Raw genomic sequence first — 16,050 nt, 5'->3', positions numbered from 1 at the left:
CCTGAATTCAAGGTGGCGAAGCAGCAAGCAGTTACTGACATCCTCCGCCAGTACCATCCGGTGCCGGACCGGTTTGATGAGCTTGGCACCGAGGGTTCCGGGCCCAAGTCGCACTGGCGGCCTTTGTTGCAGCAGCTGAACCTTGAGTCTGTCGCCGGTCTCAATCTCAGGGCTCAGGCGGTTTCCAATGCCATCGCCGAAGATGGCGTAACCTACAACGTCTATGAAGACCCCCGCGGCGATACCCGACCCTGGGAGGTGGATCTGCTGCCGCTGGTGTTGGGCGCCGATGAGTGGCAATGGCTCTCGAAAGCCGTCGCCCAGCGTGCAGAGCTCCTGGACAGCGTTCTGGCCGATCTATACGGCGAGCAGTCGCTGTTAAAAGAAGGTCTTATGCCCCCGGCCCTGGTCTATGGGCAGGCGGGTTTCCAGTGGCCCTGCCAGGGGATTCAGCCTGCCGGGGGCCGGTTCCTGCATCTGTATGCCGTAGATCTGGCGCGCGCACCAGACGGCGGTTGGTGGGTGATGGCAGACCGTACCCAGGCGCCCTCCGGCGCCGGTTACGCCCTTCAGAACCGGCTGGTGATTTCCCGGGCGTTCCCGGCGCCATTCCACAACCTGCCGGTAACCAACCTTTCTGAATTCTTCCAGGGTTTCCAGAACAGTCTGGCGGGCATGTCGCCAGCCGGAACCGAGTCACCGCTTTGCGTTCTGCTGACCCCGGGCCGTTTCAACGAAACCTATTTCGAACATGTGTTCCTGGCCCGTTACCTGGGTTTGCCGCTGGTCGAGGGCCAGGATCTGACCGTGCGAGATGACACGGTGTACCTGAAAACGCTTCAGGGCCTGCGGCGGGTACACGCCATTTATCGCCGGCTGGACGATGGCTTCTGTGATCCGCTGGAGCTTCGCGCCGATTCCGTGCTGGGGATTCCCGGGCTTCTGGGTGCGGTGCGGGCAGGCAAGGTTCTGATGGCAAATGCCCTGGGTTCCGGGGTACTGGAGAGTGCGGCGTTATTCGGGTTTTTGCCGGAGATTTCGAAGAAATTACTGGGCTCGCCTCTGGCTATGCCGTCGGTGGCGTCTTGGTGGTGTGGTGAGAAACCGGCCCTGGACTATGTCATTGAGCACCTGGACGAGCTGGTCATTAAACCGGCCTTCGCGAGCATGCGAATGGAGCCGGTGTTCGGTTACCAGGTGAAAGGTGCAGAGCGGGACGCCCTGATCAAGAAGATGCATGCCCATCCCCATGCCTTTGTCGGCCAGGAGCTCGTTCATCTTTCCCAGGCGCCGGTCTGGAAGGGAGATCCGGAGCAGCCGCTGGCCACCCGGTCTATCGGCCTGCGGCTGTTTGCGGCGGCCACACCCTCCGGCTGGCGGGTCATGCCCGGCGGGCTGACCCGGGTCGCCATGGATGCGGGTGTGGAAGTCATCTCCATGCAACGGGGCGGGCTGTCGAAGGACACCTGGGTACAGGCTCGCTACACGGCCCCCTCCAAGTCACTGATCAAGAAACGGCTGCAGGTGTCTGACCTGCTCGACGGCGAGCGGGACACGCCCTCCCGGGTGGGAGAAAACCTGTTCTGGATGGGCCGGCACTCGGAGCGGGCGGAGGGAACTGCCCGTTTATTGCGGGCGGCGTTCAACCGCCTGTCGGGCCACGACCAGGCCAGTGAAGAAGCCCTGCTCGGGCTGCAACAGGCCGCCGAGCAATTCGGGACCCTTCCGGAGCCTGAAGAAGATGCGGTCCCCGAGCCGCTTCCCGACGCCTTGTTGAGAGCGGTGAGTGACCTGCAATTTCCGGGTTCAATTGCGTCGATTCTCCAGGCGTTGCTGTTCAATGCCAGCCAGGTCCGTGACCGTCTGTCTTCCGACAACTGGCACACGCTCAATCGGGTGGGTAAGCCCCTGAGCCCGGCGCCAACCACGCCGGACCGGTCGATTCGGGCACTGAACCTGGTGTTGCTGGACTGCATCTCCCTGGCGGGCTTTGCGATGGATGACATTACGCGGGATGCCAGTTGGGTTTTCCTCGTGATCGGCCGGCGCCTTGAGCGACTGGCCAATCTCTGTACGCTGATTTGCGTGCCCCTGTTCAGCGACCGGTTCAGCCGCCATGCCATGCTCGAGTGGCTGCTGGAAGTGGCCAACTCGGAAGTCACCTACCGCACCCGGTACCGTCGGACACCGGAGCTTCTGGGGGTACTCCATACCCTGGTGATAGACGCAAGCAATCCTCATTCGGTGATGTTCCAGCTGCGCCAGCTGCAGAAGGACCTGCCGGAGATGGGTCGTAAAACCGGTCAGCTGTTTCCGCCGGATCTGAACGAATCGCTGCAGCGGCTGCGAGCGCTTGATTTGCATCCGTTTGAGCGCAAACGCCCGGATAAAGCCTGTGAAGCCCTGGCGGAGCTCTTGTGTGACATCCGGTCAGAGGCCTATCGTGTGTCTGATGAAATCCAGCGGCAGTGTTTTATTCACACCCGGTATTCCGACCGGTCTGTGAACCCGGATTGAGGCGCCTGTCATGACATTTGTCCGCTACCATGTGCGTCATGAGACCCTCTACCAGTACGATCAGGTGGTGGGGGAGTCCCACCATTTGCTGAGGCTCACGCCGCGGGCGTTGCCCTGGCAGCGGAATCTTGAGCATCACCTGGCGATCTCACCGGAACCCTCCGCAAGGCGGTCCTTCCTGGACTGTTTTGGCAACCGGATTACCAAGATTCATTTCACCGCCGACCACGAGTACCTGGAGATCATCAGCGAATTCTGGGTGGAGCTTCGTGAGCGTCCGAAGCCCTCGGCAGCCGCTGCAAAAGTTCCCTGGGAAACCGTGCGTGACAGCCTGCGGTACCGCGCCGACAGGAAGTTCCCGCCAGACCATCTTCAGGCCACGGCGTTCCGGTTTGTCTCCACCAATGTGCCCATTGATTCCCAGTACGCCGCCTATGCCCGGGAGGCGTTCCTTCCGGGGCGCCCGCTGGTGGAGGCGGCCGATGCCCTGATGCGGATGATTCATCGCGATTTCAGCTTCGATGCAACGGCGACGGAAACCTTCACTCCCGTCGAGCAGGCATTCAAGGCCCGTCGCGGGGTCTGCCAGGATTTCTCCCATATCATGATTGCCTGTCTGCGCTCGGTGGGCCTGGCCGCGCGTTACATGAGCGGGTATATCCTGACCCATCCGCCCGAGGGCAAGGAACGACTCGTCGGTGCCGATGCTACCCATGCGTGGGTGGCCGTCTTTGTGCCGGATTTTGGTTGGCTGGAACTGGATCCAACCAATGCCCTGCGGCCGGATCTGGAACACATTACCCTCGGCTGGGGCAGGGACTTTTCCGATATCACACCGATGCGGGGTGTCCTGCTGGGCGGTGGTGGACATGAACCGGAGATTGCCGTGACCGTGGTGCCCGAGGAGGAGTTCGCGTCCCTGTACGGCGACGGCGAAACCTATCTGGAAGAACTGTCGACTTAACCGAATCCACCCGTCCGGCTGTGGTTAAGCTTATCCATACGTTCACTTCCTTACGGCAGAGTGCCGCGTAGCAAGCTATGCTTGCTGGCTTTCGATGGCACCCGGACGACACGGAATGATTGAAACGTTTTTCTCGACTTACATCAGCAGCACCATTCGCTTTCTGTTCCTGCTGGCGCCTTTTTTCGTGGTGACTATGTTCCTGGCGCTGACCAGGGGCCTGCCAGCAACCGAGAAAACATCGATTATCCGCCGAGCCTGCGTTTCGGCCTTTCTGATGGGCGTGATTCTGTTCTTTGCCGGCCCGCTGTTGTTCAGCGCTATCGGCATCACGCTGAATTCGTTCCGGATCGGTGCCGGTTGCCTGCTGTTCCTGACCGCCATCAGCCTGGTGACCAGTGGTACCCGGAATCACGCCACCGGGCTGCCCGATGAGGACCGTGATGACATTGCCGTTGTGCCTCTGGCGATTCCGGTGATGATTGGTCCGGCCACCATTGGTGCAATCATGGTGTATGGCGCCGAGCTTAACCGGGTATCCGAAGTGGCAGGCGGGCTCCTGGGATTGGTATCCAGCCTGCTGATCCTCGCGGTGTTGCTGCACCTGTCCGGCTACCTGGAGAAGGTGCTGGGCAAGACCGGCCTGAACATCATGTCCAAGATCAGCGGTCTGATCCTCTCGGCCATGGCGGCTGAAATCGTGCTGACAGGCATTGCGGGTTTCATTGCCTCCACCTAGAGTATCGCGGGACAGGTTTTCGCTGCAGGGTGTCTGATGTCTGCCAATACCATTGAGCACAATCGCAAACGATACGATTTCTCCGGCGTGGAGTCGGTGTGGCTGTTTGGTTACGGCTCGCTGATCTACAAGGTGGATTTCCCCTTTCTGGAGCAGCGCCCGGCCTCGATTCGCGGGTGGGAAAGGCGGTTCTGGCAGGGTTCCCACGATCATCGGGGCACGCCGGAGGCGCCCGGCCGCGTGGTTACCCTGGTAGAAAAGCCAAATGCTGTCTGCAAGGGCATGGCGTTCAGGGTGTCACCCAAGGTGTTCGAGCACCTGGATGTCCGTGAAAAGAACGGCTATCTGCGCCTGAGCATCACGCTCAGTTTCGACGATGGCAGCCATGCCGAGGGCCTGGTTTACATTGCCACCGAAGACAACGAAGCCTTCCTGGGCCACGCGCCGGATGCAGATATTGCCCGCCAGATCGCCTCTGCCTCAGGCCCCAGTGGCCCGAATGCCGATTATCTCTTGCGCCTTGCAGAGTCCCTGAGGGCAATGGGTGCCGATTGCCCGCACACCTTTGCTATCGAATCCCACCTGCGTGATGAGTTGAGCTAAGTCCGTTTAAGTTTGCTTTAAGGTTCGGGGAGCACACTCACCAGACCTTGAATCACACTTATCCCGGAAAATCCCATGGGCTTGTCCTCAAAACCCACTTTTCACGCGCAGCCGTTTGTGCATAGCGGAACCGGTCGGTTTCAATGGCCTGCAATCAAACCGCATTGGCTGGTGTTGATCAGCGCCCTTGCACTGACCGCTCTGTATAACGTTCCTTTCTACACCGCCATTGATCGATACGTCGGCTTTGATCAGCCGATGCTGATGTTCAAACTCGCGTTTTTGTTGCTGCTGGTCAACCATCTCCTGATCAGCCTGTTTTCGGCACGATTTATCCTGAAGCCGGTACTGGTGTTTCTGTTTTTGAGTGCAGCGCTCAGTGGGTATTTCATGAACGCGTATGGCGTGCTGATCGACAAGCACATGCTGCAGAACGTGTTCGAAACCGATGTGCAGGAGGCTCGCGGCCTGCTGAGCCTCGGACTGCTTGTGCACATGGCGCTCTTTTTTGTGATTCCGATTGTGCTGCTTTTTCTGGTTCGTATGAGCTGGCCGGCGGGCCTGAAAAGGGTCACTCACTGGTTGGCCCCGATCATTGTTGATATCGCTCTGATTCTGGTACTGGCGTTGACCAGCTATCAGGAGATGGCTTCAACGTTCCGTAATCACCGCGACATCAAGGATCTTGTGGTGCCGGTGAATAGTGTTGCTGCCCTGGCATCGCTGGGTAGCAAGGTGGCTGCGGCGCAGTTTCCCCAGGAATACCAGCAGGTGGGGCTGGATGCGACGGTTTCTCTCCCGGTTTCCGATCGCACCAAACCCAATCTGGTGGTTTTTGTTCTTGGTGAAACTGCGCGCGCAGACCATTTTGGTCTGAATGGCTATCAGCGCAATACCACCCCGGAGCTCAGTAAACTGGCCCGGCAATCGGGCGGAACACTGGTCAATTTTCCCCGGGTATCCTCCTGCGGGACCGCAACGGCCTTGTCGGTGCCCTGTATGTTTTCGTGGCTGGGCAGATCGGATTACGATGAAGCCGTGGCCAAGAACAGCGATAACTTCCTGGATGTCATGACCCGCTCCGGTATTGTCAGTATCTGGCTGGATAATAACTCCGGCTGCAAGGGCATGTGTGACCGGATTCCGACCGTTCGTCCGGAGGATACCGACCTCTGCCAGGGCGAGTACTGTGATGATCTGGTGCTGCTGAGGGGTGCCCATCAGCAGCTCGATGCCGCAGACAACAATGACCATTTCATGGTGCTGCATCAGCTTGGCAGTCACGGTCCCGAGTACTACAAGCGCAGCAAACCGGACCAGAAAAAGTTCCTGCCCGAGTGCCAGAGCAACCAACTGCAGAGTTGTGACCAACAGGCCATCATCAACGCCTACGATGACAGTATTCTGGTAACCGATCGCTTGCTCGGAGAAACCGTGCGCATGCTGAAATCCATGCAGGCGGATTACAACACTGCCCTCGTGTATGTCTCTGACCATGGCGAGTCACTGGGCGAGGGTGGCATCTACCTGCACGGTATTCCTTACATGCTGGCGCCGGAGGCCCAGACCCATGTGCCCATGGTTGTGTGGTTGTCAGACGGTTTCCGGATGGAGAACCGGATTGATGCCGAGTGCGTTAACCGGATCGCATCGCAACCGTTGAGCCACGACAACCTGTTCTCCTCCATGCTGGGACTGATGAATGTGAAGACTGACGCGATCAAGCCGTCGCTCAATATTTTCGAGGACTGCAGAACCACCTGAGGCGCTGAACGTTTTCTTCACCTTCTGACAGAAAATACGACACTACCGGCCATTCAAACGTCAAGCTGACGGGGCCTTGCGTAAAGATCCTGCAAAGCCGGCCCCAAGGCACTGACATTCGCTCCCGCTTCGATAATCTGGGTTCAGAGGCATCCGGCACTGGGTCCGGATGCGAGATCTGTCTCTGAGCAGAACGGGAGAATCATCATGAAGCGACTGTTGATCGGAAGCCTGGTAACGGCATTCCTGATGGCATCGGCTCCGGTGATGGCCGGTGACGATGACCGCCGCGGTCATGGCTGGCAACCGCACCATGAGCGGGGGAGTGCGCTACCCCCAGGCCACCAGAAAAAGTCCCTGCAGGCCCACTATCGGGACGACCGTCACCATCGGCACCACCACAAGCCACGGCACTACAAGAAGCATCAATGGGACCGGAAGTACCACGATCGCCACAGGTACCACGGTGACAAACGCGGATGGGGCAAGAAACACAAGCGGGATGTCTATCGCGACAGATACGAGCGTCGGCGCGACTGGCACCGTCACCATTCGGGCCATTACCGCATCAAACTCGGCTATGGTGACGGATTGCCGCCGGAGGCCCGTATCGGTCGGATTATTCACGACACTCACGTGCTAATTGAATCTTCCCGGCACTGAATGACTCCTCCTGGTTCCGGCGCCGCTGTTGCTCCGGGGCCGGGTTGAACCCCCTTGCAGGTTCCTTGCGCCGGTGCTGCAGACCAATGAGCAGCAGGGGCACCACAATCATCAGGCTGCCAGCCAGGAACCACAGATCGGGCACTTCACCGAACCAGATCCAGCCAATCCCCACGGCCCAGATAAGGCCCGTGTATTCGGCACTGGTGACCTGGTTGGCATCCACCTGCCGATAGGCCAGCAGTACGGTGATGTTGTAGCCGAGAATAAACAGCGCCGAGCCCATGGCACCGATCAGGATGCCAGAATCCCATTGGGCGCCTTCCCACCAGGCCAGTGCACCCGCCGCGGGCAGAATCAGCAGGTAATTCAGGAACAACTTGTGGACGGTGCTCTGCTGTTTCGGCAGTTTTCGGACCAGCACGGCGTTGATGGCCAGGGCAAAGGCAGAGCCAAGCGCCGCCACGGCCGCCCAGTTGAATTCCACTGGCCGCAGGATGAGCACAATACCGGCAAAGCCGCTGAACACAGCGCTGACACTCAGCGGCGTGAGCTTTTCCCGGAACAGGAATACCGAGAGCACCATCACCAGGATGGGCGCGGCGTAGAACACGGCGTTAGCGGTCGCCAGCGGCAGGTTGGCCAGGGCGACTACCATGCACAGCAGGCCGGCCAGGTGGATGTGGGCCCGGAAGGTGTGGATTTTCAGGCCGGCGAACAGGTTTTTCCGGTCCAGTTGCCCGGCCATTGGCAGCAGGAGTGCCAGGGTGATCAGGCAGCGCAGGAAGGCAAACTGGAACACCGGGGCGCCGGGTTCGAGGAGTTTGATGAACACGTCAGAGATCAATGCCATGGCGTTGCCGATCACCAGCAGCAAGATGGCGCTGTTTACGGTTTTTCCTGACATGTTTTTCTCCTCAATTCTTCAACTTTAGGTGCATGAGCCCGGTCAGCAAATGGCTTCCGAAAACCGCTGCGAGTACATCCATGTACGCTTGCTCTCCGCCTTCCCTGGCTCCGAGCATTTTCGGAAGCCATTTCCTGCCCGGGCTCCCGTAACTGGCTCAGGAATTCTATTTGAGTGCTAATATCCGATAAAATGATCAATATTCATGTGCTATTAGAAAATTAGATAATGAAGCTGCCACCCCTGAAAGCCCTGCCTGTCTTCGAAGCCGTTGCCCGTCTCAACAGCTTTTCACTCGCTGCCGATGAGTTGGCGGTGAGCCAGAGTGCCGTCAGCCATCAGATCAAGCAGCTGGAAACCTACCTGGGCGAGCAGTTGTTCTGGCGCAGTGGACGGACGCTGTCGCTGACCGATGAGGGCCGGCAGTACCTGGATGCGGTCAGTTCAGCGCTGTTGCAGATCGAGCGGGCCAGTGAGCAGTTGTTGGGGCATGAGGAGTCGCGTCTGCGCTTGTCGGTGTTCAGCTCGTTTGCCGTGCGCTGGCTGGTGCCACGGTTGCCTTACTTGCAGCGGCTGCATCCCCAGCTGGATCTGGCGCTTGAGATGAGTAGTGGTAACCCGGTGTTGTCGGATCGGGTGGCGGATTGCTTTATCACCATCCGCACGGATGCCCCGGCTTTCAGTTATGACAAGCTGTATGAGGAGCGGTTGTTTCCGGTCTGCAGTCAGGATTACTGGAAGCGGATGCGGCGGGAACTTGGCCGGGATGATCAGTTGGAGGTGCGGGATGAGCCGCCGTTGTCGCCTGAAGAGCTGGCGCGCTTTCCGTTGCTATCGACCCACAGTATTTTTGACCGTGCCACCGGGGACTGGCAAGCCTGGTACGACGCAGTGGGTGAGCGACTGCCCGGTGGCGTTCGGGTGCAGCACTTCAGCCACATGCTGTTGGCGCTGGAGGCGGCGAGGTTCCATCAGGGGGTGGCCCTGACCAACGATTACATGCTGAGTACCCGACGGGATTCGGAGGATTTTGTGCGCTTGCCGTCCCATTCGGTAGCAACCGGTGACACTTTTTATTTTGCCTGGAAGACCAGCCGACGGCAGGAGCGGGGCATCCAGACCCTGCGACGCTGGCTGGTGGATGAGGCCATCAGGAGTCGGTTGCGGGCATCCTGACGGCTCTAATGATGGCTGGTCAGCGCCGGCATGCAAACCTTCCGCCCGGAGGAGGTTGTTTCCACTGCCACGGGAAGACCGTACACGTCGCTCAGGTTGGGGCCGGTCAGTACGTCGCGAGCGGTGCCTTGCGCCAGTTCGTGGCCGTCTTTCATGAGCAGCACCCGGGCGTCGAGGGCGAAGGCCTGGTCCGGATCGTGGGTGGACAGCACCACGCCGCAGCCTCGGGCAGCCACGTCGCGGGCGAGGCTGGCGATTTGCATCAGCACCTGGGCCTGGTTGCCAAAATCCAGGCTGGCGGTGGGTTCGTCCATGACGATCAGAGGTGCCTCCTGGGCCAATGCCCGCGCGATCAGTACCAACTGGCGCTGTCCGCCGGACAGGCGCGAGTAGTCACGGTGGGCGAGGTTGGCAATGCCGAGTCGATCCATGGCGTTATGGGCGATTTCCCGATCGTGGTGCCCCGGTTGCCCGAACACGCCCAGCCGTGCGGTCCGGCCCATAAGAACCACCTCCAGAGCTTCGAACGGAAAAGGCGGCGCGTGTGCCTGGGGCACGTAGGCAATTTGCTGGGCGATGGTGGCCGGGGTCTGGTTGGCGACGGGCCTGTTCCCCAGAGTGACGGTTCCGGACATTGCCGGCAGAAGACCCAGCAGGGTCCGGAACAGGGTGGTCTTGCCGCAGCCGTTAGGGCCCAACAGGCAGAGTATTTCTCCCTCGTTCACGCTCAGGTTCAGGCCGGATCCAATTTGAGTCCGGCCGTAGCCGATGGCCAGTTCGCGGGCTTCCAGCATCACGACCACCCGCGCCGGCCGCGTGCCAGCAGCCAGACGAAAAATGGTGCGCCGATGACGGCCGTGAGAATGCCAAGGGGGACTTCTACCTGGGCCATGGTTCGCGCCAGGGTATCCACGACAAGCAGGTAGCCGGCGCCGATCAGCACGGAGGTTGGCAGAAGCCGGCCGAAGCCGGGACCTACCAACATGCGGGCAATATGGGGGATCACCAGCCCGACCCAACCGACCACACCGGCCAGGGCGGTCACGCTGGCGGTGATCAACGTGGCGGCCACGATCACCAGAAACCGGGTTTTCGACACGTCGATCCCCAGGGCCCGCGCTTCTTCGTCCCCAAGACTGAGCACGTTGATGCGCCATCGCAGCAGGGCCAGCGGCACCAGGCCTATCAGGACCATTGGCAGGGTCGGCAGAATGTCCTCGGTGGTGGTGGCAGCCAGGGAGCCCAGCAGCCAGAAGGTAATGGCCGGCAGCTGATCGTAGGGGTCGGCCATGACCTTCAGCAGTGAGGTGGCCGCACCCGCCAGGGCGCCGATCACCACCCCGATGAGCACGAGAGTGAGGGTTCGGTCGGTGTTGCGCACCAGCGAGGCCACCAGAATGACGAAGCCCACCGCCAGCATGCCGCCGACAAAAGCGGACGCCTGGATGGCCGCCACTGGCAGCGACAGGAATATGCCGGCCACCGCACCCAGGCCTGCGCCCGCAGAAACGCCCAGAATGTCCGGCGATACCAGGGGATTGCGGAACAGCGCCTGGTAACTGGCGCCTGCGGCCGCCAGGGCCGCGCCCACCAGCAGCGCCGCCGCTACCCGAGGCAGGCGGATGTTCCAGACGACGATTTGAGCCTGGGTATCACCCTGACCCAACAGCGCGGCCAGCGTCTGGCCCGGGGTCAGGTTGTAGGGGCCAATCATCACCGCGCCAAACGCCAGCAGCGTCAGGCCGAGGGTCAGGCCTGCACCTAGCGAGATCACCGGCTTTGGCCGGGCTATTCCCCGGAGCGACCCTCGGTCCACTGGAGGAGCCTCCCCAATTGATCGTCGCTGAGATCGACGTGGTAATACTGGCGATAGAACTCGCGGGTCTCTTCCCGCAGGTTCCCTTCCCAATCGTCCGGATAGAGCAGCCCGGTCATCGAGATCAGCCCCATGATGCGGTTGAGTGATGGTGGCCGGTCGATCCATCCGAACGGCAAAGAGGGCGACAGGTAAACACGGCCACTTTGCACCGCATCAATCCCCTGCCAGAGCGGATCGTCAAATACCTTGCCGTAGAAATTCGGATCCCAGGTCACAATGGTATCCGGGTTGGCAGTGATCATCTGCTCCATGGAGACCTGCACCAGCCCGCGGGTGGCGCCGCCGTCATCGGCCACGTTGCGACCGCCGGCGCGCTCAATGATCTCGGTGTTGATGGAGCCTTTCATGCCGGTTTCCAGGCCATCCGGGCCGCGGGCCAGGTAGGTTCTGGGCCGCTCGCCCTCCGGCACAGTCTCCAGAATGCGTTCGATTCGGGCGAAGGTAGCTTCTACATCCTCGGCCAGGGCTTCGCCCCGCTCGGGCACACCAAGTGCTTCACCGACAACCCGCAGTGCCTCCGGGGTGTTCTCGAAGCGGCCGTCGATCAGCAGGTAGGGAATGCCGGTCTGGTCCTGCACCCGGTTGGCCAGGTCCACATAGGTGTCGCGCACCGACCCGAAATCCAGGATCAGGTCGGGCTGGATCTGCAGTACCCGCTCCAGGTTGGCTTCGCCGCCGCGGCCGGTCAGCCGGCCGGTTTCCGGCAGGTCCCGATAGGGTTCGGCGATGAACTCGCGTTCGTCAGGCCGCAGGGCCCGGGGCCAGCCGGTCATGGCCTCGGGCTTGACGATATACAGCAGGATGGCCGCTGGCGGCCCGGCAGCAAAGACCGTGTCCACTTCGTCCGGAATCTCAACGCTGCGGCCGGCGCTGTCCACGACGGTCCGGGCCTGGGCTGGCAGGGCCAGCAATGCCAGCATTAGACAGAGGATTTTCACTGCCGTCTCCTCACTCGCCCTGCACCGTTGCCACGGCGTCGAAACCGTACTCGGCGAGCACTGACTGGCCGGCAGGCGACAGGATGTACATGGCCAGCTTCCAGGCGGCAGGCGGTGCCTCATTCAGTACGATCAAACCATAATCAGCACCGACAGAGAGTGACTGGGGAACCCGGATAGTTTGCAGGGAGGGCACTTCCGCGCGGGCCAGTACGGCGTTGGTGCAATAAGTCAGGAAAACATCGGTCTGATCACTGTCCAGGACCCAGGCGTAGTTGTTGCGACCCTCGGGCGGCTTGGCGCTGTCCGGACCCCCGGTCAGTTGCAGCGCTTTGGCCTTGAGGGTGTCGGCATGCCCGGTTTTGTCGAACAGTTCGAAAGCGTAGTCGCCAGACGGGTCTGCCTTCGGTGTCGAGGTTCCGAGTCGAATCGAGTCATCCAGCATTACTTCCAGCAGAGTGTCCGTAGTGACAGTCACCTCGGGGCGAGCCAGGGCGCACAGCTGGTTGCGGGCGAACAGGGCCACCGGGCCGCCATTGCCTGCCCCCTCCAGCGTTCGGGGGTGACGCATGTTGGCCGAGGCAAACACGTGGGCTGTCTCGCCGGATTCGATGCGTTGCCTCATCAGGCCAGAGGGGCCGAAGCTGGTGTTCACCGGTACGTTGTAAGCTGCCGCGAAATCTTTTGCGACTTCCGACAAGGCCGCTTTCAGGCTTCCTGCGGCGTAAAGGGACAGATCCTGAGCAATGGCCGGACTCATCGCAACGCCCAGCACAGAGGCAAGCAGAAGTTTTCGTACCATGGGATTTCACTCTTGTTCATTGTTATGAAATCGGCTGGTTGCCGGTTTTTTGGGGTGCCTTCGGGCTGAAGGCGCAGCGGTCTGGCTTAATGTCCAGCAGCGGGGTGCCGTCCAGACAGTCCAGGCCGCGTACGATCAGCGCTCCTTTTTCTATACGAACCAGTTTGACCATGGACGTGCCAATCGGGTTTGGTCGCACCGGGGAGCGCAGGGCGAAGGTGCCGAAGGTCTGGCCGTCGCTTCTGGGGCTTTGCCGGATCAGGTCCCGGCGGCTCTGGTCGAGCCAGTAAAGCACCTCAATGGTGTCGTAGTCTTCGAGCCCCGCCAGCGCGTTGTGCCAAACAGGGTCCAGAACCAGCTGGCACTCCGGGCCGTCAAGGCGGCCCTGGCGCGGGCAGTCCTTGCGATCGCGCCAGGGGGTATGAATGGTGCCGATGAAGCGCAGCGTTGCATCGGAGGCCGGTTCAAGCGCCACGGCCTCCTCATTCGGACGCAAATCACCAGGATCGTTCATCGACTCGCCCACGCTTTTCGCTCGTCATTTCTCGTCTCTGGGTGGGCGCTCGACCACCTTGCGTTTGCCCTTGGCACAGCGCGAAAGCGCTTTCAGGCCGTCGGCATCGAAGGCATCGACGCGGATCACATCATAGAGCGCTTCCAGTGCTTCCAGCAGTTTGTCGCACTCGTCTGCCTTGACCACGCCCTGGGCGCAGGCCCAGTCAACCAGTTCCTTGCGCTGATGCCCCATCAACAGGTCAATGCCGCCCAGTTCGTCTTCATCGCGGTTGCGCATGGCGTCATGCAGCCGGCTGCGCATGTCCGCGGTCTCGTTGGCCAGCTTGTAGGCATTGAGCACCCGCCCGAGCGGATCTTCCGGGTCCATGGTGGTGTAGGCACCGCGACTGATGCGCTGGCGTACCGGGGTGTCCTTGACGATGGATTCCGCGACCTGTGCGCCCAGCTTGTCGTCGGGGCCGTTCAGGCCAGTGGCACCCAGCGGGAACACCAGCAGTCGCAGGGGCCAGCGCAGGGCCGGCACCGGGAAGTTGATGATGGCTTCGCGCATGGAGCCCTGTAGATCCCTGAGGCAGGTCTGTAGGCACCACTCTACCAGCGGCCGCTGGTCATCCGGGTAACCCTCCTCATGCCATTGTTTGATGACGGCGGTGGCGTAATAGAGTTGCACCAGGCAGTCGGCCATGCGCCCGGAGAGGCGTTGCCGGGCTTTGAGGCCACCACCAACGGTCAGCAGAGTGACGTCAGTCATCAGGGCGAAGGCTGCTGAGAACCGCGCCAGCTGTCGGTAGCTGGACTTGATGTTGCCTTGCCGTGGCACCGATTCGGCCCATCCCCTGGTCAGTCCCAGCAGCAGGGCCCGAAGGGCATTGCGGGTGGTATGGGCCAGATGCCGGTAGAAGATACCGTCGAACTTCTTCGCTGCCTTGTCCTCGTCTTCCATGCCCGCGGCTTCGATTTCCTCAACAATGAACGGATGGCAGCGGATGGAACCCTGGCCGAAGATCATCAGGCTCCGGGTAAGGATATTGGCGCCTTCCACGGTGATCCCGATGGGGACCGCCTGGTAGGCCCGGGCCAGGAAGTTGCGGGGGCCGGTGATGACGCCGCGGCCTGCCACCACGTCCATGGCATGGTTGATGACTTCCCGCATCAGGTCGGTATTGCGGTATTTCAGCACGGCGGACGGCACCGAGGGCCGCACGCCACGGTCCAGCATGCCGGAGGTCAACAGCCGGGCAGCGTCCATCATGTAGGTGTAGCCTGCGATGGGCTCCAGGGCTTCCTGCACGCCTTCAAACTGGCTGATAGTCCGGCCGAACTGTTCCCGGGTGTAGGCGTAGGAGCCGGTGGCCAGGCTGGCCACCTTGCCGGCACCGGTGCCGAGGGCGGGCAGGGAGATGGAGCGGCCGATAGACAGACACTCCAGCAGCATGGTCCAGCCCTTGCCGAGCATATCCTGGCCGCCGATGACCTGTTCCATCGGAATGAACACGTCGTTGCCCCAGGTGGGACCATTCATGAATACGGTGTTCATGGGCAGGTGGCGGGCACCGGCGTTGACGCCGTCCGTGTCTTTGGGCACCAGTACACAGGTCACACCGATTTCATCGGAATCGCCCAGCAGCTTGTCCGGATCATAGACCTTGATGGCCAGGCCGATCAGAGTCGCCACCGGGGCCAGGGTGATGTAGCGCTTGTTCCAGGTGACTTTCAGGCCCAGCACTTCCTTGCCGTTCCATTTGCCCTTGCAGACGATGCCTTTGTCCGGAATGGCGCCGGCGTCGGAGCCGGCCACCGGGGAGGTGAGGGCGAAACAGGGAATCTCGTCGCCGCCGGCCAGTCTGGGCAGATAATGCTGTTTCTGCTCATCGGTGCCGTAGTGCATCAGCAACTCGCCCGGGCCGAGGGAGTTTGGCACCATCACGGTAACGGCAGCCGATACGCTCCGGGTGGAAATCTTCATCACGATTTCAGAGTGGGCGGTGTTGGAGAACCCCAGGCCGCCGTCTTCTTTGGGAATCACCAGGCCGAAAAAACCGTTCTCACGGATAAACTTCCAGACCTTGTCCGGCAGGTCGTACTGCTCGTGGGTGATCTTCCAGTCGTCGAGCATGGCGCAGAGCTTTTCCACCGGTCCATCCAGGAAGGCCTGTTCGTCGCTGGTGAGGTGTGCCGGCTTGGCGTCCAGCAGCTTGCTCCACTTGGGCTTGCCGGAAAAGAGCTCACCGTCCCAATCGACCGAGCCGGATTTCAGGGCCTCGGCTTCGGTGTCCGAGAGTTTGGGCAGTCGGCTGCGTACCCAGCCGAGAAGCGGGCGGCTGAGCTTGTCGAGACGCAAGTCGCCAGGGATAACCAGAATCAACGCCAAGGCCAGCAGCACACCGCCGCAGAGAATGCTGATCAGATGCCATTCATCCTGGAACAGGCCCACAACGGTCGCAAGAGACATGACGGCAGCGGCTGTGGTGCCGCCGATACCCAGATAGATCAGCACCAGGGCACTGATCAGCAGGAGAAGAACACTCATGGGGAGACCTCCGTATCGTGAATGCAATTGCTCAGAAGCTACTTTAACCATC

The 16,050-nt window shown here is 60.9% G+C and carries 14 protein-coding genes; 7 read left to right on the top strand and 7 right to left on the bottom strand.

The features are described from left to right. Positions 1-12 precede the first annotated feature (12 nt). From HP15_RS17775 to HP15_RS22405, 6 genes are all read left to right on the top strand, one after another. Positions 13-2,517 (top strand): circularly permuted type 2 ATP-grasp protein, encoded by a 2,505-nt coding sequence (locus tag HP15_RS17775; RefSeq protein ID WP_014578743.1) that lies wholly within the window; start codon positions 13-15, stop codon positions 2,515-2,517. Positions 2,518-2,527: 10 nt separating this feature from the next. Then, positions 2,528-3,481: a transglutaminase family protein gene (locus HP15_RS17770; protein WP_014578742.1), complete on the top strand. Its 954-nt coding sequence runs from the start codon at positions 2,528-2,530 to the stop codon at positions 3,479-3,481. 115 nt (positions 3,482-3,596) lie between these two features. Then, entirely contained in the window at positions 3,597-4,220 is a 624-nt protein-coding gene (locus HP15_RS17765; protein ID WP_008172684.1) for a MarC family protein, read from the top strand. A gap of 36 nt (positions 4,221-4,256) precedes the next feature. After that, the gene (locus HP15_RS17760) at positions 4,257-4,823 is read left to right on the top strand and encodes a gamma-glutamylcyclotransferase (protein WP_014578741.1); all 567 of its coding nucleotides are present in this window, start codon (positions 4,257-4,259) and stop codon (positions 4,821-4,823) included. 75 nt (positions 4,824-4,898) lie between these two features. Further along, on the top strand, positions 4,899-6,587 hold the full coding sequence (locus tag HP15_RS17755) for a phosphoethanolamine transferase (RefSeq protein ID WP_081449851.1): 1,689 nt from the start codon (positions 4,899-4,901) through the stop codon (positions 6,585-6,587). A 207-nt stretch (positions 6,588-6,794) separates the two neighbouring features. After that, positions 6,795-7,250, top strand: coding sequence for a hypothetical protein (locus HP15_RS22405; protein WP_169702181.1), 456 nt, complete (start codon positions 6,795-6,797; stop codon positions 7,248-7,250). Here the strand turns inward: HP15_RS22405 and HP15_RS17745 are convergent. Further along, on the bottom strand, positions 7,207-8,157 hold the full coding sequence (locus HP15_RS17745; protein WP_014578739.1) for a DMT family transporter: 951 nt from the start codon (positions 8,155-8,157) through the stop codon (positions 7,207-7,209). The two genes, HP15_RS22405 and HP15_RS17745, sit on opposite strands and share 44 nt — an antisense overlap. Positions 8,158-8,385: 228 nt before the next feature. Between HP15_RS17745 and HP15_RS17740 the strand changes: the two genes are divergently transcribed. Then, the gene (locus tag HP15_RS17740) at positions 8,386-9,333 is read left to right on the top strand and encodes a LysR substrate-binding domain-containing protein (RefSeq protein WP_014578737.1); all 948 of its coding nucleotides are present in this window, start codon (positions 8,386-8,388) and stop codon (positions 9,331-9,333) included. 5 nt (positions 9,334-9,338) lie between these two features. Here HP15_RS17740 and HP15_RS17735 read toward each other — a convergent pair whose 3' ends face one another. Genes HP15_RS17735 through HP15_RS17710 form a run of 6 tightly spaced genes read right to left on the bottom strand, consistent with a single transcriptional unit; the run spans position 9,339 to position 15,998 of the window. Next, entirely contained in the window at positions 9,339-10,127 is a 789-nt protein-coding gene (locus tag HP15_RS17735; RefSeq protein WP_014578736.1) for an ABC transporter ATP-binding protein, read from the bottom strand. Next, on the bottom strand, positions 10,127-11,149 hold the full coding sequence (locus HP15_RS17730) for a FecCD family ABC transporter permease (protein WP_081449850.1): 1,023 nt from the start codon (positions 11,147-11,149) through the stop codon (positions 10,127-10,129). Before HP15_RS17730 ends, HP15_RS17735 begins: the two co-directional genes overlap by 1 nt. Next, complete coding sequence (locus HP15_RS17725) at positions 11,122-12,150, bottom strand: iron ABC transporter substrate-binding protein (RefSeq protein ID WP_041645779.1); 1,029 nt, start codon at positions 12,148-12,150, stop codon at positions 11,122-11,124. Before HP15_RS17725 ends, HP15_RS17730 begins: the two co-directional genes overlap by 28 nt. A gap of 10 nt (positions 12,151-12,160) precedes the next feature. Then, the gene (locus tag HP15_RS17720) at positions 12,161-12,952 is read right to left on the bottom strand and encodes a molybdate ABC transporter substrate-binding protein (protein WP_014578733.1); all 792 of its coding nucleotides are present in this window, start codon (positions 12,950-12,952) and stop codon (positions 12,161-12,163) included. 22 nt (positions 12,953-12,974) lie between these two features. Beyond that, on the bottom strand, positions 12,975-13,466 hold the full coding sequence (tsaA, locus tag HP15_RS17715; protein WP_041645776.1) for a tRNA (N6-threonylcarbamoyladenosine(37)-N6)-methyltransferase TrmO: 492 nt from the start codon (positions 13,464-13,466) through the stop codon (positions 12,975-12,977). Between the two features lie 24 nt (positions 13,467-13,490). Further along, entirely contained in the window at positions 13,491-15,998 is a 2,508-nt protein-coding gene (locus tag HP15_RS17710; protein ID WP_014578731.1) for an acyl-CoA dehydrogenase, read from the bottom strand. Between the last annotated feature and the right edge of the window lie 52 nt (positions 15,999-16,050).

This window comes from Marinobacter adhaerens HP15 (genome assembly GCF_000166295.1).
Taxonomy (GTDB): domain Bacteria; phylum Pseudomonadota; class Gammaproteobacteria; order Pseudomonadales; family Oleiphilaceae; genus Marinobacter; species Marinobacter adhaerens.
The sequence above is the reverse complement of the archived record's forward strand: the minus strand, read 5'-3'. Positions and strand labels throughout refer to the sequence as shown.